Annotated in this window: 19 protein-coding genes; 4 read left to right on the top strand and 15 right to left on the bottom strand. The window is 64.8% G+C overall.

Annotated elements, in window-relative coordinates; translation table 11 throughout:
* Positions 1 to 67: 67 nt before the first annotated feature.
* The 11 genes from V6B08_RS06025 to V6B08_RS05975 form a co-directional block, all read right to left on the bottom strand.
* A complete protein-coding gene (locus V6B08_RS06025) occupies positions 68 to 889 on the bottom strand; it encodes a sugar phosphate isomerase/epimerase family protein (protein WP_341978834.1) in 822 nt (273 codons plus the stop codon).
* The gene (locus V6B08_RS06020; RefSeq protein ID WP_341978833.1) at positions 886 to 2076 is read right to left on the bottom strand and encodes a dihydrodipicolinate synthase family protein; all 1191 of its coding nucleotides are present in this window, start codon (positions 2074 to 2076) and stop codon (positions 886 to 888) included. Before V6B08_RS06020 ends, V6B08_RS06025 begins: the two co-directional genes overlap by 4 nt.
* A gap of 1 nt (position 2077) precedes the next feature.
* A complete protein-coding gene (locus V6B08_RS06015) occupies positions 2078 to 3232 on the bottom strand; it encodes a Gfo/Idh/MocA family protein (RefSeq protein ID WP_341978831.1) in 1155 nt (384 codons plus the stop codon).
* Positions 3229 to 4686: an enolase C-terminal domain-like protein gene (locus V6B08_RS06010; protein ID WP_341978830.1), complete on the bottom strand. Its 1458-nt coding sequence runs from the start codon at positions 4684 to 4686 to the stop codon at positions 3229 to 3231. The genes V6B08_RS06015 and V6B08_RS06010 overlap by 4 nt, the downstream gene beginning before the upstream one ends.
* Positions 4683 to 5507: a sugar phosphate isomerase/epimerase family protein gene (locus V6B08_RS06005; protein ID WP_341978829.1), complete on the bottom strand. Its 825-nt coding sequence runs from the start codon at positions 5505 to 5507 to the stop codon at positions 4683 to 4685. The genes V6B08_RS06010 and V6B08_RS06005 overlap by 4 nt, the downstream gene beginning before the upstream one ends.
* 65 nt (positions 5508 to 5572) lie before the next feature.
* Positions 5573 to 7096, bottom strand: a complete 1524-nt coding sequence (locus tag V6B08_RS06000; RefSeq protein ID WP_341978828.1) for a tripartite tricarboxylate transporter permease — start codon at positions 7094 to 7096, stop codon at positions 5573 to 5575.
* A 10-nt stretch (positions 7097 to 7106) separates the two neighbouring features.
* Positions 7107 to 7658: a tripartite tricarboxylate transporter TctB family protein gene (locus tag V6B08_RS05995; RefSeq protein WP_341978827.1), complete on the bottom strand. Its 552-nt coding sequence runs from the start codon at positions 7656 to 7658 to the stop codon at positions 7107 to 7109.
* Between the two features lie 73 nt (positions 7659 to 7731).
* Positions 7732 to 8724: a Bug family tripartite tricarboxylate transporter substrate binding protein gene (locus V6B08_RS05990; RefSeq protein ID WP_341978826.1), complete on the bottom strand. Its 993-nt coding sequence runs from the start codon at positions 8722 to 8724 to the stop codon at positions 7732 to 7734.
* Between the two features lie 154 nt (positions 8725 to 8878).
* The gene (locus V6B08_RS05985; RefSeq protein WP_341978824.1) at positions 8879 to 9589 is read right to left on the bottom strand and encodes a TetR/AcrR family transcriptional regulator; all 711 of its coding nucleotides are present in this window, start codon (positions 9587 to 9589) and stop codon (positions 8879 to 8881) included.
* A gap of 86 nt (positions 9590 to 9675) precedes the next feature.
* On the bottom strand, positions 9676 to 11292 hold the full coding sequence (locus tag V6B08_RS05980) for an inverse autotransporter beta domain-containing protein (RefSeq protein ID WP_341978822.1): 1617 nt from the start codon (positions 11290 to 11292) through the stop codon (positions 9676 to 9678).
* An 11-nt stretch (positions 11293 to 11303) separates the two neighbouring features.
* Entirely contained in the window at positions 11304 to 12995 is a 1692-nt protein-coding gene (locus V6B08_RS05975) for an inverse autotransporter beta domain-containing protein (protein WP_341978820.1), read from the bottom strand.
* A 215-nt stretch (positions 12996 to 13210) separates the two neighbouring features.
* On the opposite strand from V6B08_RS05975, the gene V6B08_RS05970 reads away from it, so the two are divergent.
* Positions 13211 to 14203, top strand: a complete 993-nt coding sequence (locus V6B08_RS05970; RefSeq protein WP_341978819.1) for a helix-turn-helix transcriptional regulator — start codon at positions 13211 to 13213, stop codon at positions 14201 to 14203.
* Here V6B08_RS05970 and V6B08_RS05965 read toward each other — a convergent pair.
* The 3 genes from V6B08_RS05965 to pxpB are packed head-to-tail and all read right to left on the bottom strand — an operon-like array spanning position 14200 to position 16756.
* Positions 14200 to 14967 carry a LamB/YcsF family protein gene (locus V6B08_RS05965; RefSeq protein WP_341978818.1) on the bottom strand — a complete coding sequence of 256 codons (768 nt, stop codon included), beginning with the start codon at positions 14965 to 14967 and terminating at the stop codon, positions 14200 to 14202. The genes V6B08_RS05970 and V6B08_RS05965 overlap by 4 nt on opposite strands.
* Complete coding sequence (locus V6B08_RS05960) at positions 14964 to 16001, bottom strand: 5-oxoprolinase subunit C family protein (RefSeq protein ID WP_341978816.1); 1038 nt, start codon at positions 15999 to 16001, stop codon at positions 14964 to 14966. The genes V6B08_RS05965 and V6B08_RS05960 overlap by 4 nt, the downstream gene beginning before the upstream one ends.
* A complete protein-coding gene (pxpB, locus tag V6B08_RS05955) occupies positions 15998 to 16756 on the bottom strand; it encodes a 5-oxoprolinase subunit PxpB (protein ID WP_341978815.1) in 759 nt (252 codons plus the stop codon). The genes V6B08_RS05960 and pxpB overlap by 4 nt, the downstream gene beginning before the upstream one ends.
* 164 nt (positions 16757 to 16920) lie before the next feature.
* On the opposite strand from pxpB, the gene V6B08_RS05950 reads away from it, so the two are divergent.
* The 3 genes from V6B08_RS05950 to V6B08_RS05940 are packed head-to-tail and all read left to right on the top strand — an operon-like array spanning position 16921 to position 19981.
* Positions 16921 to 17826, top strand: coding sequence for a MurR/RpiR family transcriptional regulator (locus tag V6B08_RS05950; protein WP_341978814.1), 906 nt, complete (start codon positions 16921 to 16923; stop codon positions 17824 to 17826).
* Positions 17823 to 19157, top strand: a complete 1335-nt coding sequence (locus V6B08_RS05945; RefSeq protein WP_341978813.1) for an aspartate aminotransferase family protein — start codon at positions 17823 to 17825, stop codon at positions 19155 to 19157. The genes V6B08_RS05950 and V6B08_RS05945 overlap by 4 nt, the downstream gene beginning before the upstream one ends.
* Positions 19154 to 19981, top strand: a complete 828-nt coding sequence (locus V6B08_RS05940; RefSeq protein WP_341978811.1) for a beta-keto acid cleavage family enzyme — start codon at positions 19154 to 19156, stop codon at positions 19979 to 19981. Before V6B08_RS05945 ends, V6B08_RS05940 begins: the two co-directional genes overlap by 4 nt.
* 8 nt (positions 19982 to 19989) lie before the next feature.
* On the opposite strand, the gene V6B08_RS05935 is transcribed toward V6B08_RS05940, so the two are convergent.
* Positions 19990 to 21348 (bottom strand): D-amino acid dehydrogenase, encoded by a 1359-nt coding sequence (locus V6B08_RS05935; RefSeq protein WP_341978809.1) that lies wholly within the window; start codon positions 21346 to 21348, stop codon positions 19990 to 19992.
* Positions 21349 to 21392: the final 44 nt, after the last annotated feature.

Here is a 21392-nt window from a genome sequence, read left to right as displayed (position 1 = left end):
AACGCCGGCATTCTGCGGCGCGCACCCGCTGCGGTCAATCCTCAGGCCTGGCGTATACCCGCGACAATTAAACGACCGTAGCGTGCCGCTCGATGCAGGTGCGCAGCACCTCGTCGGCCGGCTTCTTCCACCAATTGTTGGCCGACATGATCTCGACCTCGCAGAAGCCGGCATAGCCCTGGGCTTCGACCTGGGCACGGATGCCGGGAATGTCGATCACGCCATCGCCCATCATGCCGCGATCCAGCAGCAGGTCGGTGGTCGGCACCAGCCAGTCGCAGATATGGAAGGCCAGGATGCGTTTGCCGGCGCGCTTGATCTGCTGGCTTAGCTGCGGGTCCCACCAGACATGGTAGACATCGACGGCAACGCCCACGCCTTCGCCTAACTCGTCACAAAGATCGAGCGCATGGCCAAGCGTGTTCACACAGGCGCGGTCGGCGGCAAACATCGGATGCAGCGGCTCGATGGCCAGCGGCACCTTGGCCGCAAGCGCATAGTCGCGCACGGCGGCGATGCCATCGCGTACCTGCATCTGCGCACCAGCCAAGTCCCTGGAACCAGATGGCATGCCGCCCACCACCAGCACCAGGCATTGCGCGCCAAGCGCTGCCGCCTCGTCGATGGCGCGCTTGTTCTCGGCGATATTGGCCTGGCGCCCGGCGGCGTCAGCCGCCGGAAACATGCCGCCACGGCACAGGCCGGTCACCGTCAGGCCGGTATCGCGGATATGCTTCGCGGCATTGGCAACGCCGTATTCCGCCAGCTTGTCGCGCCAGGGCGAAATGCCGGTGATGCCATGGCGCGCGCAGCCCTCGATGCAGTCCTTCAGCGACCACTGCTCGCGCACGGTGATGGTATTGAGCGACAGAGGTCCGGGCTTCTTCATGCCGCGATGCCCTGCACGGTCAGCACTGCCTTCATGCGGGCAGCGGCACGCTCCGGATCGCTGAGCAGGCCGGCGGCATCGGCGAGGCGGAACAGTTCCGCCAGATGCAAGGCCGAGCGCGTGCTCTGCTGGCCGCCGACCATGACGAAGTGATCCTGGTGGCCGTTGAGATAGGCCATGAACACCACGCCGGTCTTGTAGAAGCGGGTCGGCGCCTTGAAGATATGGCGCGACAGCGGCACGGTGGGCGCGAGAATCGCGTGGAAGGTCTTCTCGTCGCCGCGCGTCAACGCACCCAAAGCCGCCGAAGCTGCCGGCGCGATGGCATCGAAGATGCCGAGCAGCGCATCGGAATAGCCCTGTGCGTCGCCGGCGATCAGTTCGGCGTAATTGAAGTCGTCGCCGGTATACATGCGCACGCCCCCGGAGCCGTTCTGCGGCAGCTTGCGCCGCATGACGATTTCCTTGTCCTTGTCGAGCAGCGAAATCTTGATGCCATCGACCTTGGCGGCATTGGCCTTGATCACCTCCAGGCAGGTATCCATCGCCCGCATGTGATCGGCATTGCCCCAATATCCGGCCAGAGCCGGATCGAACATCTCACCCAACCAGTGCATCACCACCGGCTGCTTCACCTGGGAGAGAATGCGGCCATAGACCTTGATGTAGTCATCCGGCGACTTGGCAACGGCGGCGAGTGCACGCGAGGCCATCAGGATGATGCGGCCGCCGAGCTTCTCGATGGCTTCGATCTGCTCTTCATAGGCGGCGATCACCTTGTCGATGGTAACGCCCGCGCCCGGCGCCAGGTGATCGGTGCCGGCACCCGAGGCAACCACGGCGCCCGGCACATCCTTGGCAGCATCGAGCGAGCGGCGCACCAGTTCCAGCGCATCTTTCCAGTCCAGGCCCATGCCGCGCTGCGCCGTGTCCATGGCTTCCGCCACGCCGAAACCGAGCGACCAGAGATGCCGGCGGAAGGCGATGGTGCGGTCCCAGTCCACCGCCGGCGTCAGCCAGGGATCATGGTCGGCCAGCGGGTCCGCCACCACATGGGCGGCGGCAAAGGCGATGCGGCTGAAGGGGGGCCCTTCAATCAAATTCTGGGATACCGGAAACGCCTTCGGCTGCTGCAGCGTGTAGGGCACCAGTTTGCCGGCGGCGACGGGCAGATTAAGTGTTGGCATCTCAGACCTTCAATTCGGGCAGATCGACCCAGCGGCGTTCCTTCCAGCTCTTGAGGCCGGCTTCGGCAAGCTGCACACCCTTGGCGCCTTCCAGCAAAGTCCACTTGAACGGCGCATCCTCCATCAGATGGCGGATGAACATTTCCCACTGGGCGCGGAAGCCGTTGATGTGCACCACATTGTCCGGCACTTCCTGCCAGCCGCCGAAGAAATCGATGGTCTGCGGCACATCGGGATTCCATACCGGCTTCGGCGTGTTGACGCGCGACTGGGTGCGGCACTTGGTGAGGCCGGCCACCGCCGAGCCGAGCGTGCCATCGACATGGAAGGTGACGAGATCATCGCGGCGCACGCGCGTCACCCAGGAGGAATTGATCTGCGCGATCACGCCGCCTTTAAGCTGGAAGGTGGCATAGGCGGCATCATCGGCATCGGCCTTGTAGGCTTTGCCATTCTCGTCCCAGCGCTTCTTGATATGGGTGGCGCCAAGGCAGGAGACACTCTCGACTTCGCCGAACAGGTTATCCAGCACATAGCGCCAGTGGCAGAGCATATCCAGGATGATGCCGCCGCCATCCTTGTAGCGGTAATTCCAGGACGGGCGCTGCGCCGGCTGCCAGTCGCCCTCGAACACCCAGTAGCCGAACTCGCCGCGCACCGAGAGGATATCGCCGAAGAAGCCGCTGTCGATCAGCATCTTGATCTTCTGCAGGCCGGGCAGGAACAGCTTGTCCTGCACCACGCCATGCTTCACGCCGGCCTTCTTCGCCGCCTTCACCAGATCGAGCGCCACCGCCAGGGTCTCGGCGGTCGGCTTCTCGCAATAGACATCCTTGCCCGCCGCCATCGCCTTCTTGAGCAGGCCGGCACGGGCCTGGGTGGTGGCGGCATCGAAGAACAGCGTGTCTTCCTTGTTCTTCAGCGCGGCATCGAGATCATCGGTGAAACGCTCGATGCCATAGGTCTTGGCCAGGCGGCCGACCTTGTCCTTGTTGCGGCCGACCAGGATCGGATCGGGCATCACGCGACGGCCATCCTTCAGCACCACGCCCCCATCCTGGCGGATGGCGACAATCGACCGGATCAGGTGCTGGTTCATGCCCATGCGGCCGGTGACGCCGTTCATGATGATGCCGAGGCGGACTTCCTTGCTCATGCTGTGCTCCCTTCAAGAACTGCTGTAGCGGTGAAATTCATGGCCGCCAGGCTGGCCCAGTCGGGCGCCGCATTGCTGGCGAAACTCGGTGCATCCAGCAGGCTGCCGAGCGCAATATCGCCCCCTGCTATACGCAGGCGCGGCCGGCCGGAGGATATGTCATAGAGGTCAGGATGGGCGGCGGCGAAAGCAGCCTGCTCCGATTGCGGCGCGGCGCCGAAGCCATCGACATAGTGATGCCCGTTGCGCTCGACATGATAGAGGCCGAGAGCGGCGACCAGCGCCAGATCCTGTTGCACGCTGAGGCCCGCCTGGCAGGTGAGATCCTCGCCGGTGACGAAGCAGTCCTCCCGCCCCATCTGCCGATTCCAGTGCTTGGTACGAGCGGCATTGAGGATGGCGCGATAGACGCCCTTGCAGGTTTTCGACGAGATGCCGCCATAACCCAGGCGCCGCGCGCGTGGGAAGACATCATAATCGGCATCCGATTCATCGACGATCAGCGGGATTTCGCCGGCCAGGGAGGCCACCGGTTTGTCGAGCGCGGCGGCGCGCTTGATCGGCTGCTCGATATACTGGATCGAGGCGCAGAGCCGGCGCAGATCGGGCTCTGCCCGCATCGCCCGCCAAAGCGCCGCGATGCCATCGGCATCATCATACTGCTCATTGCCATCCAGGCTGGCCCGATAGGGCTCGGGCGCTTTATCCAGCACGGCGGCGATGGCCTTGAGGCGGGCTAGATCGGCGGCGATATCGCCGCCCACCTTGAGCTTGAACCAGCGCAGGCCATAGCGGCGGATGGCGCCTTCCAGCGTCTCCGGCAGGCCATCATTCAGGCGCTCGGCCGCCGCCAGCCCGGCCTCGGTGAGCGGGTCGAGCATGCCGACAGTGTGGCGCGCGGCGATGCGCCGGGCCGGCGTCAGTTCGCCGAGATAGGCAGCCAGGTCGAAGCCGGCAAGATCGGGGGTGAGCGCCGTTGCCTCGATGCCGAACAGGTTGCGGCGCAAGCCTTGAGCGAAAGGCTGATTGCTGAGGCGGCAGAGCGCATCAATCACCGCGCGGTCGAGCAAGGCCGGACCATAGCTTGCCACCAGCGGATTGAGGCCGCGCCCTGCCCCCTGATCGACCAGCGCGCGGTGATGCGCGGCGGAATGGCCGAAAGCACTGCGCAGCGCCTTGTCGCTGTAGGCATCGACGGCGTGCCGCAGCGACAGGCGGAGCTGGGCGAAATTCTGCTCGTTGCTCAGGTCCGGGTTCTTGTCGAACCATTTCGGCACCATCAGTTCGGCGGCCATGCCGATACTTGAGCGGCCATCGGCGGTTTCGATGCGCAGCTTCACGAAGGCCTGAGGCGCAGCGCGCAAGGTGACGACGCCAAAACGGAACGGCAGGCGCAGTTCGACGGGCCGCTCATAAAGCTCGATATCGCGCAGGCGGAAGCTGGGCGCGCTCATTGCGGCATCATCCGGCGCAGGTAGTCGATGGCGAACTTGGCCGCACCCGGCCCATCCGGCTGATAGATGAACGGCTCGACAGCGATATCGCCCTGATAGCCACCGGCTTTCAGGGCCTTCAGTATCGGCGCGAAATCCATCTCGCCCTGACCCGGCGCCTTGCGGTTCGGATCATTCACCTGCACATGGGCGATAAGGCCCGAGGGCAGCCATTTCTGCAGCAGGGTCGGCACGCTGACCGATTCGGTGAGGCCGGCCGCGCTGCAATCGACCATGGTGCGGAAATTCGGATTGCCGATCTCGCGCACGATCTCGGCGGCTTCCGCCACGGTGTTGACGAAATTGGTTTCGTGCCGCGAGAGCGGCTCCAGGCAATAGACCACGCCATTGCGCTTGGCGGCATCGGCGGCGGCGGCAAAAGCCTCCATCGCCCAGGCGCGCGCGGTGGCCGGCTTGTCTTCCGGCAGCTTGCGCTGCGCTGGCGAGCCATGCACCAGATAGCGGCCGCCAAGCTCGGCGCAGAGGCCGGTAAGCTGCTGCATCGCCGATTGCGTGCGCCGCCGCACCGTTTCGCTCGGATCGGTTAGCGAAAGGCCCTTGGGCGCGACCAACAGCCAATGCAGCCCGGTGACGACCAGGCCGGCGGCTTCCACCGTGCGGCGCACGGTGCGGCGCTCGGCACCGCTAAGTGCCAGCGGATCCTCGCCCAATGTGAACGGGGCGATTTCCAGCCCGGCATAGCCGAGTTCGGCGGCCATGCGGCATTGCTCCGCCAGGGGCAGAGGCGCCAGCACTTCGTTGCACAGGCTCAGTCGCATCATTCGTTCCAAGTAACTATCTGGTTACTTATAGCCGCGAGCCGCCTTCGCCGTCAATCGGCAAAGGCTCAGGCGCTGCGGCCGAAGGGTTTGAGCAGCAAGCCGAGTCCCTGGCCCATGGCGCGGCGCGCTGGCGGGATGTTCATCAGCACGGTGAGCAGCACCAGCAGGAACATCACCAGCGAAATCGGCCGGGAGAAAAACGGCGTCAGGTCGCCATCCGAGAGGTTGAGGCCACGGCGCAGGCTCTTGTCGAGCAGGTCGCCGAGCACAATGCCAAGCACCAGCGGCGCCATCGGATAATTCAGGCCGCGCAGGATCAGGCCGAGGATGCCGAAGCACAGCATCACCAGGATATCGAACGGGCGCGAGGCGATGGCATAGGAGCCGACGGCGCAGAGCACGAAGATCACCGGCATGATCAGCGGACGCGGCACCAGCAGCACCTTGACCAGCAGCTTGGTCAGCACCAGGCCATAGATCAGGATGCCGATGGAGGCGAACAGCATCATCGCCACCACGTCGTAAACAAACTGCGGATTCTCCACCATGATCAGCGGGCCGGGGCGCACACCATGGATCAGCATGGCGGCGAGCAGCACGGCGGCCGGCGCCGAGCCCGGCACGGCCAAGGTCAACACCGGAATCACCGCGCCCGGCACGCAGGCATTGTCGCCGGTTTCAGCGGCCATCAGGCCTTCCACCGAACCCTTGCCGAATTTTTCCTTCTCCTTGCTGGCGCGGCGCGCGGCGGCATAGGAGGACCAGGCGGCGACATCCTCGCCAACACCCGGCACGATACCGATAAAGGTGCCGATAAGCCCTGAGCGGATCACGGTGCGCCAGTATTGCAGCACATCGCGGATTTTCGGGATCACCGTGTCATAGGCGTTGATGATGAATTTCTGCGGCTTGTCCTTCATCACGCTGAGCACCTCGGCGAAACCAAACACGCCAACCAGCGCCGGAATCAGCGAAATGCCACCGGAGAGATCGTGTACGCCAAAGGTAAAGCGATCATAGGCATACATGCCTTCCTGGCCGATGGCGGCGATGAACAGGCCGATGAAACCGGCGATCCAGCCTTTCAGCGGATCGGTGCCGGTGAGGTTGCCCGAGATCACGACACCGAACACCGCCAGCCAGAAGAATTCATAGGCGCCGAATTTCAGCGCCATCTCGCCGAGGATCGGCGTGAACAGCGCCAGGAAGAACATGCCGATCCAGGTGCCGAGGATCGAGCCGGAGGTAGCGATGCCCATGGCGCGACCGGCCAGGCCCTGCTTGGCCAGGGCATAGCCATCGAGGCAGGAAGCGGCGGAAGCCGGCGTGCCGGGAATATTGAGCAGGATGGCGCTGCGGCTGCCGCCATAGATGGCGCCGACATAGGTGCAGATCAGGATCAGCAATGCCTCGCCGGATGGCAGCTTGAGCGTCAGCGTGGTCATCAGCGCCACACCCATGGTGGCGGTGAGGCCGGGCAGCGCACCGATGATCAGGCCGACCAGCGAGGCGCCAAGCGCGTAGAGAATCGTCTGCGGGCTGGCGAAATGGCCAATCGCGGTGGCGAAACCGATGAGACCGTCAAACATGCTCACGCCCTCACGGCAGCCGCACGAGGAACAATTCCTCGAACACATACTGGATCAGCAGGCCGGAAATCAGCCCGTGCACAACAGCAACAACGATGCCGCGCCGAATCTGGCCCTTGGCGCGACGTTCCTCGTACTGGAAGACAACGACGAACACCGCGACATAGGCGGCGGTGACGAGCCAGAAAGGCAGGGCACTGGCAACGATCACCAGGGCGTAGACCAGCGACCAGCCAAGCGAGAAGATCAGGCGCCAATGCTCGGCCAGCACCAGCTTCTGGCGCTGCACCGGCTTGAGGCCGCCGGCCTTGACGGCGCGCAGCATCAGCAGGGCGCCCATGATGGCGATGCAGAGGCCGAGCAGACCCGGCACCAGGCCCGGCGCGGTATAGACACTGGCCTGGAACCGCTCCATGCGGTCCATGTTCCAGGAGATCACGACAATGGCGAGGCCAAAGGCGATCCAGAGCAGGCCGGACCAGAAATCGGCGCGCGGCGCGACCTGATCCGCGGCCAGCTCGGGCGCGGCTGCATCCTGCGGTGTCGGCGTGGCGTCGGCCATGGCATGCTCTCCTTAAAGCAAATGAGCCGCCCGGCTTCATTTGAAAGCCGGGCGGCCCGTTACGCGTGACTGATTACGGCTTCGGGATGCCCAGCGTATCGGGCGAAACCTTGGCCTTGCCGCCTTCCTGCAGAATCCAGGCCGCGCCCTGGATCGCCGGGAAGGCCGCCTTCTTCGCGGCATCGCCATAGGACGGATCGAACAGCGCGCCCTTGTCGGTGGCATACTTCTTCAGCGCCGCCGAATTGGCGATCTTTTCCTGCCACACCTTGTTCAGCGTCGCGGTGACTTCCGCCGGGACACTCTTCGGCACGAAGATGCCGAAATAGTTGGTCTCGGTGCGGAAATTCGGCAGCGTCTTGGTCACCGGCTCGATCGCCGGGATGCCATCCACTTCCAGCGGCTTGGAGGCCAGCACCGCCAGCGGGCGCAGGCGCTTGGCGCGGATCATTTCCACCTGCTCGACGCCGAGCTGGGTGGTGACTTCGGTCTCGCCGGAAACGGTGGAGATCACCGCCGGGTTGCCGCCATCATAGGACACATGCTTGTAGGTGACGCCGGCGCCACGGGCCAGCGCCTCCGAGCCGAAATGGCCCGAGGAATTCACGCCGGCGGTGGCAATGGTGATCTGGCCCGGCTTCGCCTTCATCGCCGCGATCAGGTCGGCCAGCGTCTTGTAGGGCGAATTGGCATTCACCGAGACCACCGACTGATTCGCCACCGTGAGATAGAAATTCCAGTCATCCATCTTGGTGTCGAGCAGGCCGGAAACCGCATAGGTGCCGATATCCTTGGCCGCGCCAGAGGTCCAGGTATAGCCGTCCTTCGGGGCTTCAAGCGCGGTCTTGGAGCCGATCGAGCCCGAGGCGCCGGGCTGGTTCACGACAACGACCTTCTGGCCCAGGGCGGTTTCGAGTTCGGAGGCGGTGACGCGAATCACCTGGTCGGTGGAGCCGCCGGCAGCCCATGGCACGATCACGGTGATCGGCTTGGTCGGCTTCCAATCCTGCGCCTGGGCCGCCGGAACAGCCATCAGGGCAGCGGCGCCAAGCGCCAGGCCAGCCATAGCCGACCTCAGAATAAGGGTAGTCATCGTGCGCTCCTCCGTTTATCGGGCCCCGGACGGGGCCTCGTTCTTTGTGGCGCACAGCATTCCGTTCCGCACAGCGGTTGTCAACGGCTAAGTAACTGAACGGTTACGAATTTGTTGCGGACGGCTCTCAGGCCCGCAGATAGCCCAGCAGCACGTTGACGCAATGCTCGGTGCGGCTCTTCAGCTCCGCCGCCGAGCCGAGGTCGCGGTCGAAAATGGTGGAAAGCGTGTGGATATTGGAAAAGTAGCAGGTGCCGAGCGAAGCAATGGTGAGATAGACATGCACCGGATCGACGCCCTTGCGGAACACGCCTTCGCGCTGGCCGCGATCCAGCAGGTCGCGGATTACCGCCAGCAGCGGCGAATAGAGCTGCTGGATCTTTTCCGAGCCGCGCAGATAGCTGGATTTATTCAGGTTTTCCGCGCTCAACAGGGCGATGAATTCCGGGTTGCGGGCGCAGAAGCGGAAATTGAATTCCATCAGGTAGCGCATGCCGTCCACCGGCTTCATGCGCGCCACATCGATGGTGTGCTCCTCCTCGCGCATCCGCGCATAGGCGCCTTCCAGCACGGTGAGCCAGAGGCCCTCCTTGTTGCCGAAATACTCATAGATCATGCGCTTGTTGGAGCCGGACCGCGCCGCGATCTCATCCACCCGCGCGCCGGCCAGGCCATGGGCGGCGAATTCGACCAAGGCCGCATCCAGGATGTTGCGCCGCGTCACGTCCGGCTGGCGCGGTTTGGCGGTCCCTGATTTCACGGCCTCTGATTTCACCGGGCCAGGCTTTGCGGGGCCGGGCTTTGCAGCAGCAGGCTTGGCGGCTTTGGACTTGGTCATGGACGGACTCCCCTCGCCCAGTCTTGGCGGGCAAGAGGCAGTCTTGCCGGGCGAGGGGGGGCGGCGTCAAGCCGGGGCAACCGGCCTTACGGGCAGGTGCTGCCGCCGTTATAGCTGATCGAGCCCGTGGTGGAGCCGCCGGAACTGAAGCAGGTGCCGCTGCCGATTACATTGCCGGTCGATCCGCCCAGGATGGTGACCGCGCCGGTATTTGAAACGACGGCGGTATGCAGGTTGGTCGTGCCGCCCGAAGCGCTGACCGTATTGCCGGCCAGCAGCGCGCTGCTGGTGGCAGTCGGCGACACATTCAGGCCGATGGCATTCGTGCCGCCATTGCTGGTGCCGGTAATGGTGTTGTTCCGGATTGTAATATTCGTGCCGTTCAGCAACAGGATGCCCGCGGCATCGAAGCCGTTGGAAATGCCGGTGAGCGTGCTGTTGGCAATGGTTGCGCCGCTGACGCCACCATCGATGACGACGCCGCTGGCGCCGCTGCCGCCGGCCGTCGTGTTGGTGACGGTCATGCCGCTCAATGTGCTGTTGCTGCCCATGGAAACAGCGGCGGCAACGCCAGCGGCGACCTGGCCATTGATCGTGGCCGATGCCGTGGTGAGCGACGCCGTGCGCCCCGTGGCGGTGCGCACGCCCAGCGTGCCGGCGCCCATGACCGTCTGGCCGCTGTTCAGCGTCACAGCGTTGGTGCCGGTATTGAAACTGCCGACCAGGATGACAGTGGAATTCGCACCGGCGGCGGTTACCTCGCCCGCCAGGGCCGTACCGGCCGTCAAGCTGCTGTTGACCACGGCAAGCGTCTGGCCGCCCGTCGTCTGCGTCGCCACTTCAGGCGCACCGAAACTGCCGGCACGGGTGACGACATCGACATCGCGCATCACCGGATCGGCCATGCGGCGTTCCATCGGCGTCAGCCGCGATGCAGGTTTTCCGTAAACCTGAAGAGGGATGCGCAACCGCGCGGTGAGAAAGCCCTGGCTGCCGCGAGGCTCGTCATGCTGCCATTCCGCACCGAGCGAGAAGCGCGACCCTTCCCAAAGGCCCGGCACGCTGTCGAAGGTGAGTTCGGCGCGGGCGCGCGGGCCGCTGATATCCGGCACGCCGCTTTCGCTGAAGCGATAGCCGCCGCCATAGACGCGGAATTGCTGCTCCGCCTTGGCATCGAACAGCGGTACACGCCAGCCGATCTCGGCATCGAAGCCGCCCAGGCTGCGCTCCTCGCCGCCACGGACCATCACCGTGGCACCTGAGATTGTCGCCGTGTTCAGGCTGTCGATCCGGTGGCTGCGCCGCCCTACCGGGGCATAGTAATTGGCGCGCAGGTCCCAATCCTGCGACAAGGCTTCAAGGCCGAAGGTCGCCTGATGGAAATGGTTGCCATACTCAGTGCGGCGGCGGTCGAAATAGCCATAGGCACCGAGGTTCCAGCCACTGCCCAGCATGTGGCGGAGGCCGAGGCCGTAATTGCCTTCGCTGCTCTCTTGATCATCCATCCGCGCACGGAAGCTGCCAAACAGCAGCGTGTCGGCATTCTGCAGCAGCGGCACGAACAGATCGGCCTCGCCCAGGCTGCGCTTGCTGCCTGGCTTGGCCTCAAGGTCGATATGCGGACCCCATTTCAGGTCCTGCGCCAGGGCGGGCATGCTGGCGAACACAAAGAGCACCGCGGTAATTCTTGCCGTGGTTTTCATTCGTTTCCCCATCAGAAGGCGTTGCAGTCGGGCGCATTGGCATAGCCCACAAAACCGCTGCCATTGTTCTGCGTGTTGCAACTACCTGTGTTCCCGGTGCCGAGTCTGTTACCGACAGAACCGGTCGAAACATTCACTCCGCCAAAAAACATCGTGTGCCAGTTACTAGCCCCGCCGGATGCACTGAGCGTATTTCCCGTAACCTGGGCATTGTTCGCTGCATCCAGAACAAGGCCGATCGCAGCACCGCCGCCGACATTTGTTGTCGTGATGACATTGCCATCAATTACGGCGTTATCCGCCTGGACCCGAAGGGCAACAGCCGTGTTGCTGTTGACTGCATCCAACCTGCCCGCAGTGATCACATTATTTGCAACCCTGACATTATTGCCTTCGACGCTCAGACTCGCGGCGGAGCCGCTCGCGCTGTGCGTATTGCTGATGGCAAGACCTGTCACGGCACCATCGGCGTTGGCCACCAGGGTTATCCCGGAATCGATTGCGCCCGAAATCGTTGCCGTCGGCGTGGTCAGAATTGCCGTGCGGCCAGAGGAACTACGCACCCGCAGCGTACCGGAGCCCATAACGGTCTGGCCGACCTGCATGGTGGTTGTTGCGGTCGTATTGAAAGTGCCGGAAAGGATGACAGTGGAGTTCGCTCCCGCAGCCGCCAGTTCATCGCTCAGCGTCGCGCCCGTATTCTGCGTGCTGCTGATCACACTGATCGGGTTGCCATTCGTGGCCGTCGCCACCTCCGGCGCACCGAAGGTACCGGCCCGGGTGACGACATCGACATCGCGCATCACCGGATCGGCCATGCGGCGTTCCATCGGCGTCAGCCGCGATGCAGGTTTTCCGTAAACCTGAAGAGGGATGCGCAACCGCGCGGTGAGAAAGCCCTGGCTGCCGCGAGGCTCGTCATGCTGCCATTCCGCACCGAGCGAGAAGCGCGACCCGTCCCACAGAGCGGGAATAGAATCAAAGGTGAGTTCGGCGCGGGCGCGCGGGCCACTGATATCCGGCACGCCGCTTTCGCTGAAGCGGTAGCCGCCACCATAGACGCGCAACTGCTGCTCCGCCTTGGCATCGAACAGCGGCACACGCCAGCCGACCTCGGCATCGAAGCCGCCCAGGCTGCGTTCCTCACCGCCGCGCACGACCACCGTGGCGCCAGAGATCGACGCCGCGTTCAGGCTGTCGATCCGGTGGCTGCGCCGCCCGACCGGGGCATAGTAATTGGCGCGCAGATCCCAATCCTGCGACAGCGCCTCAATGCCGAAGGTCGCCTGGTGGAAATGGTTGCCATATTCCGTGCGGCGCCGGTCGAAATAGCCATAGGCGCCAAGATTCCAGCCACTGCTCAGCATGTGGCGCAGGCCGAGGCCGTAATTGCCTTCGCTGCTCTCTTGATCATCCATCCGCGCACGGAAGCTGCCAAACAGCAGCGTGTCGGCATTCTGCAGCAGCGGCACGAACAGATCGGCCTCGCCCAGGCTGCGCTTGCTGCCCGGCTTGGCCTCAAGGTCGATATGCGGCCCCCATTTCAGGTCCTGCGCCTGGGCAGGCATGCTGGCGAATAGCAACACCACCCCTGCGGCGACAGTCGCCGCCCGCCACAGCCCTGTACCCGTTCCAATGCCCCGCATTACACCCCCAAATCCCTTGATTTCATTCCTTATTCCGGCGGCATCGGGATGGATCAAGCAGGGCGGTATATGGGAAAAAGCCGCAATTATGCGGGAGGGCAGGATTTACGCGGCGCCAGAGATTTCCGGATCGACAATGTCAATTTCCAATTGAAAAGAAGCCATTTCGGCGAGCAAATCGCCGCAAAGCGCGTGCTATGCGCAACCGGTGGTGCTATGCGAAACAGCCACAGGGTATGGAAAGAATCGCGGTGGGGCGCGAACGGGGGCGAATGAACAATATCGACTGGTTGCTGCATGAGGCGGGCAGCGAACGGCCGCTGCAAGTCAGTGCGCGCATGAAACTGGATGACAGCCAGTGGAAGGCGGAAATCGAGCGGATCGAGACCGGCCCGGGATTGCGCATCTTCCTCACCAGCGCCGAGGTCCGCAACGACATCACCGTGCAACCCCGCGATACCGAATCCGAGCCCTGGATCAGCAGCAACATCACGGTTTCAGGCAAGGTCGAGATCGAAATGCCCGATGGCCAGCTCGCCACCTCCGGTACTGATCAGGCCCTGCTGTTCCGCCCCTCCGACCGCAACCCGCGCTATCACGTCAAGGCGCCGCAGCATCTGCGGCTGGCCGGCTATGCGCTGCGGCTGGATCGGCTGGAACGCATTTTCGATGGCGACCTGCCGGCGGCCCTGCGCCCGATGCTGGCGCGCGAATTCACCGTCAGCCGCTTCATCACCATGCCGGCGGACCAGCGCCTGCGCCGGCTGGCGGCCGGCCTGTTCGCGCCGGGCCTGAACGGCCCGCTGCGCTTGCTGTTCATGGAAGGCACGGTGCTGCAACTGCTGGCGACACAGCTCGCCGCCAAGACCCGGCAAGGCCGGCCAATCACGTTGCGCGAGCGCGACGCGGTGATGGCGGCACGCGAGCGGCTGCTGGCCGATATGCGGAATCCGCCGGGCCTGGGCGACCTGGCTGCGGCAGTGGGCCTGAGCGAAAAACGGCTGAATGCCTGTTTCCGCCATGAATTCGGCGGCACGGTGTTCGACGTGCTGCGCAACCAGCGGCTGGAACATGCGCGCATCGCGCTGGAAGCCGGCGCACCGCTGAAACAGGTGGCCTTCCGCGTCGGCTACAATCACGTCACCAATTTCATCAGTGCCTTCAAGGCACGCTATGGCGAACCGCCCGGCCGTTTTGCCGGCCAAGCGGCGGAAGGCCTGGCAACGGCGGACTTCCGGCGTCTGCCGACAAAACAGAAAGGCTAAGCCAGCATCTCGGGCAGCGTCACCAGCCGCACCTGCGCCGCTTCGAGGCCTGAGCGGATATGCCGCGCCATCGCCACGGCGCCGTCGCTGTCGCCATGCACGCAGATGCTGTCGACACGCGCCTGAATGCGCTTGCCGGTGACCGAAACGATCACCTGCTCCCGCACCATGCGCAGCACATTCTGCAGCGCTTCTTCCGGATCATGCACCATGGCATTGGCCTGACCGCGCGGCACCAGGTTGCCATCGTCATCATAATTGCGGTCGGCGAACACTTCCTCGGCCACCGGGATGCCCGCCGCCTTGCCCGCCGCCACCAGGGCCGAGCCGGCCGGCGCCAGAAAGATCAGGTCGCGCCCGGCGCCCGCCGAGCCGCGCGCCAGGGCATCGGCCAGGGCGCGGTCGACGCAGGCCTTGTTGTTGATCGCGCCATGCGGCTTCACATGCGTCACCTTATGGCCGGCGAGCGCCGCGATGCCCTGCAGGGCGCCGATCTGATAGGCCATCAAGGCTTCGGCTTCCACGCCGGTGATATTCATGGCGCGGCGGCCGAAGCCTTGGATATCCGGATAGCTCGGATGCGCGCCGATGGAGACATTATTCTTCTTCGCTTCCAGCACGGTGTTGCGCATCACCAGCCAATCGCCGCCATGGAAGCCGCAGGCGACATTGGCCGAGCCAACGACGCCGAGCATCGCCGGATCATCGCCCATGGTCCAGGCGCCATAGCTTTCGCCGAGATCGCTGTTCAGGTTTACTTTCATGCGTCTGCTCCTGTTGCGGCATCCACCATACCGCTGATCAGATTGGCCGTGTAGAGCGCATCGAGGTCGAGCCCGCCCTCGGGCCGCGCCGGGCGCATGCTGCCGAGCAGGCTTTTCAGCGCCGCTTCCTGGGCACGGCGGATGCTTTCAGCTTCCGCGACGCTGACCGCCTGGAAGCGCAGTTTCGCGCCGGGCTTGAGCCGGCCGACGCGCGGCAGGTCGGCGGAAATGATCGTGGCGATCTTGGTATAGCCGCCGGTGGTCTGGTGATCCGCCAGCAGCAGGATCGGCTGGCCGTTGCCCGGCACCTGGATAGCGCCGGTGACAATGCCTTCCGATGCGATGTCGGCGCCGCGCAGATGCTCGATAACCGGGCCTTCGAGCCGCAAGCCCATGCGGTCGGCTTCCTTGCTCACGGTGTATTCGCCTGACAGAAACGCCTGCGTGCCGGCTTCCGAGAAACGATAGGCCTGCGGCCCCAGCGTGACCCGCACCGGCCCCTCGCCATAGAGTGAAGCCGCGTCAGCGGCCAATTCCTGATCGCTGCCAGGCGCAACGGATTTCAGCGGCAGCACATCATTCTCGCGCAACTGCCGGCCCTCGAAGCCGCCCAGGCCGGCGCGGGTATAAGTCGAGAGGCTGCCCAAAAGCGGCGGCAGATCGAAACCGCCAGCCACGGCAACATAGGTATAGGCCTCGCCCAGCACGCCGATACGCAAGGCTTCACCGCGCTTCAGCGTGACACTACGCCAGGAATTGAGCTTTTTCGGGCTGCCGCCATCGGCGGGCAGCCATTCCACCGCCATGTTGCCGGCGAGACCAAATTGCACGGCATCCGCTTCGGCCACCAGGGTCGGGCCCATATAGCTAAGTTCCAGCGCCGCCGTATTCTGGGCATTGCCGCAAAGCACATTGGCGATGCGCAGCCCCAGCGTGTCCATGGCGCCGGCCACCGGCATGCCCTGCTCTTGCGCGCCATAGCGGCCAAGATCCTGCAATGTGGTGAACAGGCCCGGTGCCTTGACGCGAATCATGACATCACCTTGAGCGAGCCATGATTGAAGCGACCAGCGGCGACCTCTGCGGCTATTTTATCGAATTCGGCACGGGAAACGGCGCGGAAGGTCACTTCATCGCCGGCGGCGAACAGGATCGGCTCCGGCCGGTGCTGCTCGAACAGCCGCACCGGGGTACGGCCGATCAGATGCCAGCCGCCCGGGCTTTCCCAGGGATAGATCGTGGTCATGGCCTCGGCGATGGCCACCGAGCCCTGCGGCACTTTCAGGCGCGGCGCCGAGCGGCGGGGCAATTGCAGCGTCTCGCTGAGCCCGCCCATATAGGCCAGCCCCGGCATGAAGCCGAGCATGTAGATGAAATAGCGGCCCTGGCTGTGGCCCTGCACCACATCGGCAGGCTTGAGGCCGCGGCGCTCGGCGACTTCGGCGAGATCCGGCGCGAATTCGGCATCGTAGCAGCAGGGAATCGACCACAGCCTTCCGGCGGCGGCTTCCGGCTTCAACTGCGGCAGCATGGCTTCCACGGCCTGTTGCAGCCCGGCGCGGCTGGTGCTGAGCGGATCATACTGGATCACCAGGGCGCCAAACGACGGTATCGCCTCGATCACGCCGGGCAGGGCGGCGGCAGCCAGCATGCGATGCAAAGCCATGACGCGGGCATTGGCGGCGCGGTCCACCTTGGTGGCGAATTCGACACTGAAGGCGGTGTCGCCCATTGTCTGAAAGACAACGGGGGCCTGGTCCACCACTGCCTGATTTTCCGTGTTGCTCACGCCCCGCTCCTGCTCTGGGCTGAATTCTACCCAAGGCTCCGCAGGGTGCAAGAACAATCACACTTTATCGATAAATTGTCTGTATTTCGGAGCATTTGTTTCACGATCAAGAAAATTGAATCATTTGTTGCAGGCACAGCGATTCCATGGTTTGCTTCGCCGCCATGGAGCACGCCCCGCTTGGCCCGCAGATCGTCGACCAGTTCGACAGCCTCACGCCCCAGGCGCAGGCAGCGGCCCGCTTCGTGCTCGAACATCCCCAGGATGTCGCCCTGCTGTCCATGCGCGAGCAGGCCCGCCGCGCCGGCGTGCCGCCGGTGACCATGCTGCGCCTGGCGCGCCAATTGGGCTTCGCTGATTACAACGCCTTCCGCCAGGTGCATGCCCAGGCTTTGCGTCCCGGGCCTGTACCTGGGGGCAAGTCGGCGCCGTTTTCCGAGCGCGTACCCGGCCTGCAGAAACGCGCCCGCCAGGGCGGCGCGGCGCCGCTGGCGGAACAGATGGAGCGCCACCAGGCGCAGCAGGTAAGCGCCCTCACCGCCAGAAACGGCACCCAGGCGCTGCTGGATACCGCCGAGGCCATCGAGGCCGCACGCCGCGTCTATGTGCTGGGGCTGCGCTCCTGTTTTTCCGTCGCCTATCACTTCGCCTATGTCTACGGCCTGCTGCGCGACAATGGCCAGTTGCTCGATGGCCCCGGCGACACCGGCCGCGACCCGTTGCGCCATGCCGGGCCGCAGGATGTGCTGCTGGCGATCAGCCTGGCGCCCTATACGCGCGGCGCCGTGGAACAGGCGGAATTCGCCACCCAACGCCGCGTCAAGCTGCTGGCCATCACCGACAGCCCGCTCTCGCCGCTGGCCCGCCAGGCCGCCACCACCTTGCTGGTGCCGACCGATGGCCCCTCCTTCTTCCACGGCGTGACGCCGGCCTTCGCCGCCTGCGAAACCCTGCTCGCCCTGCTCGCCGCCCGTGCCGGCGACAAGGCACTCAACGCCATCCGCAACGCCGAGGCCCAGCTCGGCGCCTTCGACACCTACTGGGCAGCGCGTAAGACGAGGAAACCATGAGCCGCATCCTGCATCGCCAGATGCAATTCCCCCTGCCCGTCGCCGTTTCCGGCGAAGGCATCTACCTGACCGACAAAGACGGCAAGCGTTACATTGATGCCTCCGGCGGTGCCGCCGTGAGCTGCCTCGGCCATGGTCATAAAGACGTGACCCGGGCGCTGCAGGAGCAGGCCGGCAAGCTGGCCTTCGCCCATACCGGCTTCTTCACCACCGAAGTGGCCGAGACCCTGGCCGACATGCTGATCGAGGATGCGCCAGCCGGCATGAGCCATGTCTATTACATCTCCGGCGGCTCGGAAGGCATCGAGACCGCCTTGAAGCTGGCGCGGCAATACTGGGTCGAGAAGGGCCAGCCGCAAAAACGCCATTTCATCGCCCGGCGCCAGAGCTATCACGGCAACACGCTTGGCGCGCTGGCGGTCGGCGGCAATGCCTGGCGGCGGCGGCAATTCGCGCCCCTGCTGATCGAGGCGCATCACATCGCGCCCTGCTTCGAGTATCGCGAGCGCCAGGAGGGCGAAAGCCTGGAAGCCTATGGCCTGCGCGCCGCCAACGACCTGGAAGCCAAAATCCTGGAGCTTGGCGCCGAAAACGTGATCGGCTTCATCGCCGAGCCGGTGGTGGGCGCCACGCTTGGCGCCGTGACGGCGGCACCCGGTTATTTCAAGCGCATCCGCGAAATCTGCGACAAATACGATGTGCTGCTGATCCTGGATGAAGTGATGTGCGGCATGGGCCGCACCGGCACGCTGCATGCCAGCGAACAGGAAGGCATTGCGCCGGATATCGAGGTGATCGCCAAGGGCTTAGGCGGCGGCTACCAGCCGATCGGCGCCGTGCTGATCCATGGCAAGATCATCGACGCGATCCGGCAGGGCAGCGGCTTCTTCCAGCACGGCCACACGTATCTGGGCCATCCGGTGGCCTGCGCCGCCGCGCTGGAAGTGCAGCGCGTGATCAAGCGCGACAAGCTGCTGGAAAACGTGGTGGCGATGGGCAGCCACCTCACCGCGCGGCTGCAGGCGCGTTTCGGCAACCATCATCATGTCGGCGATATCCGTGGCCGCGGCCTGTTCCAGGCCATCGAGCTGGTGCGCGACCGCGCCGACAAATCCACCTTCGATCCGGCGCTGAAACTGCATGCGCGGGTGAAGCGCGAGGCGATGGCGCGCGGCCTGATGTGCTATCCCATGGGCGGCACCATCGACGGCCTGCACGGCGACCATGTGCTGCTGGCACCACCTTTCATAGCAACGGCAGCCGAGATCGACATGATCGTGGAACGGCTGGGCGATGCGGTGGATGCCGCCATCGCGGGAGCAGTGGCATGAGTATGCTCCCCGCCCTCATCGCCGTGGCGCCGAACGGCGCGCGCAAGCTGAAAGCCGATCACGCCGCCGTGCCGCTCACCGTGCCGGAACTGGTGGATTGCGCCGTATCCTGCCTGGAGGCCGGTGCGGCGATGATCCACCTGCATGTGCGCGAGCCGAGTGGGCGCCATTCCATCGCGCCGGAACTCTACCGCCCGGCGATTGCCGGCATCCGCGCAGCACTGGGCGACAAATTGATCATCCAATGCACCAGCGAGGCCGCCGGTATCTATGCCGCACCGGAGCAGATCGCGGCAATGCGCGAGCTGATGCCGGAGGCTTGCAGCTTAGGGATTCGCGAAATCGTGCCCGATGCCGCCCATGAAGCGGCGGCGGCGGATTTCCTCAAGCATATGCACAAGGCCGGCACCCTGCTGCAATACATCCTCTATTCCGCCGAGGACCTGCAGAAATTCCGCGACCTGGTGGCGCGCGGCATCGTGCCGGGCGAGAGGCATTTCGTGCTGTTCGTGCTCGGCCGCTACACGGCGGGGCAGCAATCGCAGCCGACGGATCTGCTGCCGTTCATGCAGCTATGGCAGCCGGCCTGGGGCGAATTCGCCGTCTGCGCCTTCGGCAAGCTGGAAGGCGCCTGTGCCGTCACGGCGCTCGGCCTTGGCGGCCATGCCCGCGTCGGCTTCGAGAACAACACCCTGCTCGCCGATGGCTCGTCGGCGCCCGACAATGCCGCGCTGGTACGCCAGATCAGTGTCGGGGCACCTTTCGCCGGGCGGCAGACGGCCGATGCCGATGCCGCCCGCGCCTGGATGCGGGACCTGAATTAAGGGAGGCGTCAGGCTTGCAGCGAAAAATCGGCCAGCGACACCGGAGCTTGCTTGCCGCCGATCACGGCGGCGACGGCTGCCGCCGAGCCGAAAGCCAGCGTAAGCCCGAGCGCGCCATGGCCGACATTCAGCCACAGGCCGTCGATGCCGCTTTTGCCCAGGATCGGACGGCCGCTCGGGGTTGCCGGGCGCAGGCCGCACCAGGGCTGCTGCAATGGCGCTTGCGGCGAAACCGGGAAGGTTTCCGCCGCCTGGCGGGTAAGCTGCGCCACGCGGTCCGGCTCCAGGCTCAAGTCGCTGCCGACGATATCGGCCATGCCGGCGACGCGCAGCTTCTGCCCCAGCCGGGCATAGACCACCTTGTTGCCGTAATCGGTAACGCTGACGCGCGGCGCCGCATTCTCGTTGGCGACATCCAGCGTCAGGCTGTAGCCCTTGATCGGGTAGAGCGGCAGGTCGAGGCCGATACCGCGCGCCAGCTCGACGCTGCTGATGCCGCCGGCCAGCACATAGGCATCGGCCCGGAACACGCCATTGGCGGTTTCGGCCCCCACCAGGCGGCCTTGCTCTTTCAGCAGCCGGATCACCGGTGTGTTGAAATGGAACTGCACGCCGCTGTTATGGCCTTCCAGCAGCTTGAGCAGGCCGAGGCAGAGCTTGCGCGGATCGGCGGCGGCATCATCGGGCGTGAAGATACCGCCGACCAGGCGATGCGCGATGGCTTGCAAAGCCGGCTCCAGCGCCAGGCAGGCCGGGGCATCGAGCACCTCCTGCTTGCAGCCGAGCGTCCGCTGGAAAGCGGTCTGCGCCTTGGCCGCCGCGAAACTCTCGGGCGTGGAATAGACCACCAGCTTGCCGGCCTGCACATGATCGAACTCGATTTCACGGAGTTCCTTGGCGCCGCCCAGCACATCGCGGCTGAGGAAGGCCAATTTCAGCAACGCCTCCGTGGTGCCGCGCGCTTTGGCGCCGGTGCAGGCGGCAAGGAATTTCAGGCCCCAGCGGTATTGCCGCAGATCGAAGCCGGCGCGGAAACGCACCGGCGCGTCACGGCCCCAGAGCAGCTTGGGCAGGTCCTTCCAGATCGAGGGACCGGCCAGCGGCGCGACATAGGAATAGCTGAGCTGCGCGCCATTGGCATGGCTGGCGCCGCTGGCCGGTTCCGGCCCGCCATCCAGCACCGTCACCTGGTGACCATCGCGGGCCAAAGCCCAGGCCGTGGTCATGCCGATCACGCCGGCGCCGATTACCAGCACATGCATGGCAAATTTCCTTCTTCTATGTCGCAGCGCCCGTTGCTGTCGGAGGGGGCGCTGCTGCCGGGGGAGGCAGGCCTGAGCATGCGCCCGACGGTCGGGCCGGACCACTGCGTTTACTCGGACCACCCATACCTTTATGTTATGGGCGAAAC

The sequence above is a fragment of the Ferrovibrio sp. MS7 genome, assembly GCF_038404985.1.
GTDB classification, from domain to species: Bacteria; Pseudomonadota; Alphaproteobacteria; order Ferrovibrionales; family Ferrovibrionaceae; genus Ferrovibrio; species Ferrovibrio plantarum.
The sequence above is the reverse complement of the archived record's forward strand: the minus strand, read 5'-3'. Positions and strand labels throughout refer to the sequence as shown.